General features: G+C 60.8%; 7 protein-coding genes. All 7 read right to left on the bottom strand.

All coding sequences use genetic code 11. The features are described 5' to 3' along the window. On the bottom strand, positions 1 to 390 hold a 390-nt coding region (locus AC1D1X_RS13825), incomplete at its 3' end, for a shikimate dehydrogenase family protein (protein ID WP_477698470.1). Positions 391 to 488: 98 nt separating this feature from the next. After that, the gene (locus tag AC1D1X_RS13820) at positions 489 to 1,277 is read right to left on the bottom strand and encodes an SDR family oxidoreductase (protein ID WP_477670668.1); all 789 of its coding nucleotides are present in this window, start codon (positions 1,275 to 1,277) and stop codon (positions 489 to 491) included. A 21-nt stretch (positions 1,278 to 1,298) separates the two neighbouring features. Continuing rightward, positions 1,299 to 1,748 carry a type II 3-dehydroquinate dehydratase gene (gene aroQ, locus AC1D1X_RS13815; protein ID WP_477647179.1) on the bottom strand — a complete coding sequence of 150 codons (450 nt, stop codon included), beginning with the start codon at positions 1,746 to 1,748 and terminating at the stop codon, positions 1,299 to 1,301. A gap of 69 nt (positions 1,749 to 1,817) precedes the next feature. Beyond that, positions 1,818 to 2,870, bottom strand: coding sequence for a Gfo/Idh/MocA family protein (locus tag AC1D1X_RS13810; RefSeq protein WP_477698469.1), 1,053 nt, complete (start codon positions 2,868 to 2,870; stop codon positions 1,818 to 1,820). Positions 2,871 to 2,950: 80 nt separating this feature from the next. After that, positions 2,951 to 3,958, bottom strand: coding sequence for a TRAP transporter substrate-binding protein (locus AC1D1X_RS13805; protein WP_477670670.1), 1,008 nt, complete (start codon positions 3,956 to 3,958; stop codon positions 2,951 to 2,953). Positions 3,959 to 4,058: 100 nt separating this feature from the next. After that, positions 4,059 to 5,342, bottom strand: coding sequence for a TRAP transporter large permease subunit (locus tag AC1D1X_RS13800; RefSeq protein ID WP_477670671.1), 1,284 nt, complete (start codon positions 5,340 to 5,342; stop codon positions 4,059 to 4,061). Continuing rightward, the coding region (locus AC1D1X_RS13795) for a TRAP transporter small permease (RefSeq protein ID WP_477698468.1) at positions 5,339 to 5,782 on the bottom strand (444 nt) is incomplete at its 5' end. The genes AC1D1X_RS13800 and AC1D1X_RS13795, both read right to left, overlap by 4 nt.

Here is a 5,782-nt window from a genome sequence, read left to right as displayed (position 1 = left end):
GACCAGGGCACGTTTGCCGCGCGGATCAAAGCCCTTGCGCTGCACACCGCGCACAAAGCCCTCCCCATCGAACATGTCGCCCACGAGCTTGCCGTTCGCGTCGCGCTTGACGGCATTGCAGGCGCCGGCGATGCGTACCGTGGGTGTGGCTTCGTCCAGCAAATCGACTGTCGTGACCTTGTGCGGCATGGTGATCAGCGCGCCTAGGAAATTCTCCAGGCAAGACACCGACCGCAGAAAGGCCGGGTAGTCTTCGGCCTTGCAACCCATGGGCACGACCACCGCGTTCACTCCCGCCTGTTCAAAGTAGGGGTTGTAGATCATCGGCGCCTTGAAGGAATGCGTCGGGTAGCCGATGTGGGCGATGAGTTCGGTATGGCCGTTGATCATGGAGGTTCCAGAAATTTGCAGTTAAAACCGCTGTTGAAAATAACGCCGAATAATCAGTGCTGACGGTCATTCGCCGGCAACAAAGACGCTTTTGACGATCAATACAGGCCAGGGGTGCCACCGCCGTCCACAGCGATGGCCGTGCCTTGAATGTGGCGGGCACTCTCCGAACACAGGAATATCGCAAGTGCGGCGACATCCTCGGGCGTACCCAGCCGGCTGAGTCCCTCGCGTGCGATTTGCGCTTGTCGTTCTTCTTCGACGGGTTTTCCACTTGCGGCTGCACGCTGCTGAAACAGCTGCGCTACACGGCCGGTTTCAGTCAAGCCCGGAAGAATGGCGTTGACATTGACGCCGTCCCGCTTTCCAAGCCCGGACAGGCCCTTGGTGAAGTTGTGCATCGCAGCGTTGACCGACCCACCGATCAGGAAGCCCGGGTCGGGCGTACGGGCAGCGCCGCCAATGATGTTGACAACGTGCCCACCCGCAGTTTTCAGCATCGGCCAAAACAGGCGGCACAGGTTCACACAGCCGAAGAACTTCAATGCAAAGCCGTCATGCCATGCGTCCTCCGGAAGATCCAGAAACGCACCGGCGCGCGTGGCACCCGCGGAATTGACCAACACGTCACAGCGTCCAAATCTTTCGGACACCAGGGTGAATACCGCTTTGCAACCTTCTTCGCCTCGAAGATCCGCAGCGCATATCTCAGGGCGGATTGCTCCGGTACTGGCAATCGCATCCGCGGCAGTCTTCAGGTTCTCAATGGACGATGCGGCCAAAACGGTCTGTGCACCGCGTGCAGCAAACGCAGCGGCGATGCCATGGCCAATGCCCCGGCTGGCGCCACTTATGACGATGACTTTTCCAGCGAACTCCTGTGACATGGCCGCTCTCTTTCTGATGATTTACGAAACCCTTGCGGCATTGATCGCCGAAACAGCGGCGCGCAAAGCCAGCAGGTAGCTGTCAGCGCCAAAGCCGCAGATCTGCCCCTTGACGATTTCGGCGAACACCGACACATGGCGGAAAGGCTCACGGGCGTGGATGTTCGACATGTGAAGCTCGACAACCGGCACGGTGAGGATGGCCAGGGCGTCGCGGATGCCGTAGCTGTAATGCGTCCAGGCGCCGGCGTTGATCAGCACGGCGTCGACCTTGTCGGTGAATGCCTGGTGAATCCGTTCGCACATGTCGCATTCGCTGTTGGTCTGGAAATGTTCCACCTCGGCGCCGAGCTCCCGGCCCAAAGCCTGCAGGCTGGTGTTGATTTCGTCCAGCGTGATGGTGCCGTACTGCGCCGGATCGCGCTTGCCGAACATGTTGTGGTTGATGCCGTGAAGCATGAGCACTTTCATGGTGATTTCTTTCCTGGTGGTTGACGTTGTTTGTGGTGGTTTGATTTGCATGTGGGAGGGTCGAGTTGCTTAAAAAACGGGCAACTCGATCACCTGGCCGGTTTGGGCGGCCTGTGCGATGGCCTCGGTGACGCGCAGGTTCAGCAGGCCGTCGCGGGCACTGACCAGCGGCGGTGCTTCACCACGAATGACGGCGCCGAAGTGCTCCAGCTGGTGCTTGAGGGGATCGTCGCGGACCATGTCGGCCACGCTCTCGTCAAACGGCTTCCACCAGGAACGGTCTTCCGGCCTGGGATAGCTTTTCAGGCGCATGGTCGGAATCGACAGGCTTCCGTTGGTGCCCGAAATCACGTAGCAGTCTTCGTCGCCATAGCTTGGGTAGGCCTTGTTTTCCCGGGAGGTTTGCTYCCAGCTGCGCGCGCAGGCGGCGGTGTCCGACAGCATGAAGCTGCCCAGCGCGCCGTTGGCAAAACGCAGATTGATGGCCACCGTGTCTTCCACCGGAAAACCGCGTGTGGCATTGGAGGCAAAAGCCTGCACCGCCACGATGTCACCGCACAGCATGCGCAGGTTATGCACCTCATGGATCATGTTCAGCAAAATGGGGCCGCCGCCGATCTCGCGGCGCCATGGCGCGTCTTCATAGTAGCGGTCGGGCTTGAAGAATGTGGCGCTACCCATCACGGCGACCAGCTTGCCGAGTTTTCCCGAATCCACGATTTCCTTCGCCTTGGCCATGATGGGGCTGTGCGCGCGGTGGTGGCCTATCAGTACCTTGGCGCCCGTTTCAGCGACCGCCTTGACCAGCTGTTCGCCTTCGGCCAGCGTGGGTGCGATGGGTTTTTCCAGCAGGATGGGAACGCCCGCCTTGATGCACTGCAGGGCCTGCGGCACGTGCAGCTGGTTCGGCGTCGCAAGGATCACGCCGTCGGGCCGGTCTCTGGTGAACAGCTCGTCCAGCGATTGGTAGAGGGGCACACCCGCCTTGGCGGCGATAGCCTTTGCCGCCGGCGCAGGATCGACAATGGCCGAAAGGATGCACGTAGGGCTCTCTTGAGCCACATCCATGTGGGCGAGACCGATGTAGCCGGCCCCTGCGACAGCGATGCGGATTTTGCTCATGAAGGAAGATACCCGGAACCGGAATGAAAGAACAGGCCGGCCGGCGCTCCGGTGCGCTGGGCCGGCCGGGGCGTGAAATCCTATTTGCGCAGTTTGGCGAGCTCTGCCTGCAGCGCGCCGACCACATCGGCACCCACGATGGCTGAGTGCTTCTCGATCACGGGCTTCATCTTCTCGCGGAATTTAGCCATCTCCGCGGGACTGAACTCGCTGACCTGCATGCCGTTCTTCTTCAGGTTTTCGAGCGCAGTGCCGGACTGTTCACGCGAGGCCTTGCGCTGGTACGCAGCAGCTTCGGCGGTCGCATCCGAGAATATTTTTTTCTCATCATTGCTCAGGGTGTCCCACAGCTTTTTGCTGACAATGACGGTTTGCGGGTTGTACTGGTGGTTGGTCACCGCCAGGTACTTTTGCACTTCGTAGAACTTGTTCGCGTTGATGACCGTGAACGGGTTTTCATGGCCGTCAATGGCCTTTTGCTCCATCGCGGCATAAACCTCGGGAAAAGCCATGGGCGTCGGATTGGCGCCCAGGGCGGTCACCCAGTCGATGTTGATGGCATTGGGAATCACGCGCAGTTTCAGGCCGGCAATGTCGTCCACCTTGGTGATGGGGCGCTTGCTGTTGGTGATGTTGCGAAAACCGAGTTCCCAGTAGGCCAGCCCATGGATGTTTTTGGCATCGAGCCTGGAGAGCATCATTTTCCCGAAGGGCCCGTCCACCACGGCATCGGCTTCCTGCGAGCTGGCAAACATGAACGGAAAATCGAAAACGGCAAATTCCTTGGCCTGACTGGCCAGGATGCCGGAATTCATCACCACCATTTCCAGCGTGCCGCCTTGCAGCGCGGAGATGTTCGGTGCATCGCCGCCCAGCACGCCACCGGGGAAGAGGTTGACCTTGATCTTGCCGCCCGATTTCGCTGCCACGGTTTCAGCGAATTTTTTCATGCCCAGCACAATCGGGTGGCCGTCCGGGTTTTGCGTGGCGAACTTGACGGTGCGTTCCTTGATGTCCTGGGCTGAGGCCATGCCGAAGGCCGCCAGGGCGACGGTAGTGAGGACGGATTTGATAAACAGGCGTTTCATGGTTGTCTCCGGTTTCTTTGAGGGGATGAGGTGTCACGGTACGCTTTGACGTGGCTGCCGGCCGTGGCGTACCCAGCACGCCCGGCAGCGCGGAAAGTTGTCAGCCGCCGTAGAACCAGCGCGCCGGAATGATGACGATTTGCGGGAAAGCCACCATCAGGAACATGATGGCGAACTGGGCCCACATGAAGGGCAGCACGCCCTTGGTGACTTCGTCCATGCTCACCTTGCCCACCCCGGCCACCGTGTTCAGCACCGTGCCCACTGGTGGGGTGATCAGCCCGATGGCGTTGTTGATGATGAACAGCACGCCAAAGTACACCGGGTCAATGCCGGCGGCCTTGACGACCGGCATGAGCACCGGCGTCAGCAGCAAGATGGTGGGCGTCATGTCCAGCGCGGTTCCCACCACCATCACCAGCACCATGATGGCCAGCATCAGCAACTTCGGGCTGTCCAGAAGCGGTTGCAGCAGGGCAACCACCTGGCCCGGTATCTGCGCTACCGTGATCAGCCAGGCCGACACCATGGCCGCAGCCACCAGGAACATCACGATCGCGCTGGTCTTGGCGGCGCCCACGAACAGCGGGTAGAGCTTCCTCAGCGTGAGCTCCTTGTAGACGAGTACGGAAACCAGCGTTGCGTACACCGCGGCAACCACGGCAGCCTCGGTCGGCGTGAAGATGCCGAACTTCAGGCCGAACACCACGATCAGCGGCAGCACCAGCGCCCAGGTCGACTCCTTCAACGCCACCAGGACTTCTGCGCGGCTCTTGCGCGGCGGGGCTTTCACCACTTCCTTGCGCACCAGCCACCACCAGGTCAGCCACAGCGACAGCCCCAGCAGGACACCCGGAAAAATCCCGGCCAGGAACAACTTGGAAATTGACACATTGGCTGCCACACCGAAGATGACAAAGGCAATCGAAGGCGGGATGACCGGCGCGATGATGCCCGCCGATGCAATCAGCCCTGCGGAGCGCGCCTTGTCATGGCCGGCGGCCACCATCATGGGCAGTAAAAGCGACGCCAGCGCAGCCGCATCGGCCACTGCAGAGCCCGACAGCGCCGCCATGATGACTGCCGCCACGATCGTGACATAGCCCAGACCGCCCTTGATGTGGCCGACCAGGGCCATGGCGAGGTTGACGATGCGGCGCGACAGGCCACCTGCGTTCATGACCTCGCCGGCGAGCATGAAAAAGGGCACGGCCAGCAGCGGAAAGCTGTCGGCGCCGTTCACGACGTTCTGTGCCAGGATCTGCGCGTCGAACATGTCGAGATGCCACATCAATGCAGCACCACACAGCAGCAGGGAGAACGCGATCGGGATGCCCAGCGCCATGGCGGCAAGCAGCGATCCGAGGAATATAGCGATGGTCATGCCGGACCTCCTTCATGCGGTTGGTCTTCGGATTCCCTGATCATCATCAGCTCGCCGTCCCCGGTCTTGCCGCTGAGCAGCCGGATCAGATCCCGCAGCAGCAACAGGCCGCCGAGCACGGCGAACACCATGCCCGAGCCATAGAACCAGCTCATGGACACTTCCATCACGGCACTGGTGGTGGTCCAGTTGATCTTGACCTGCTCCCACGCACCGCGGAACATCAACCAGCAGGCAAAAAGCATGAGCAGATAGCTGATGCCGAGGCATATTTTTTTGCCCCTGGGCCCCAGGCGACCCACCAGCATGTCGGTGCCCAGATGCCCGCGCTCGTTGATCGCCACCACGGCACCGAGAAAGGTCAGCCAGACGAACAGCCAGCGAGACAGCTCCTCTGACAGATTGATGCCCGAGTTGAAGCCATAGCGCAACACCACGTT

The sequence above is a fragment of the Polaromonas sp. P1_G4 genome (genome assembly GCF_056405475.1).
Note: the sequence above shows the minus strand (reverse complement) of the source record. Positions and strands in the feature narration are given on the sequence as shown.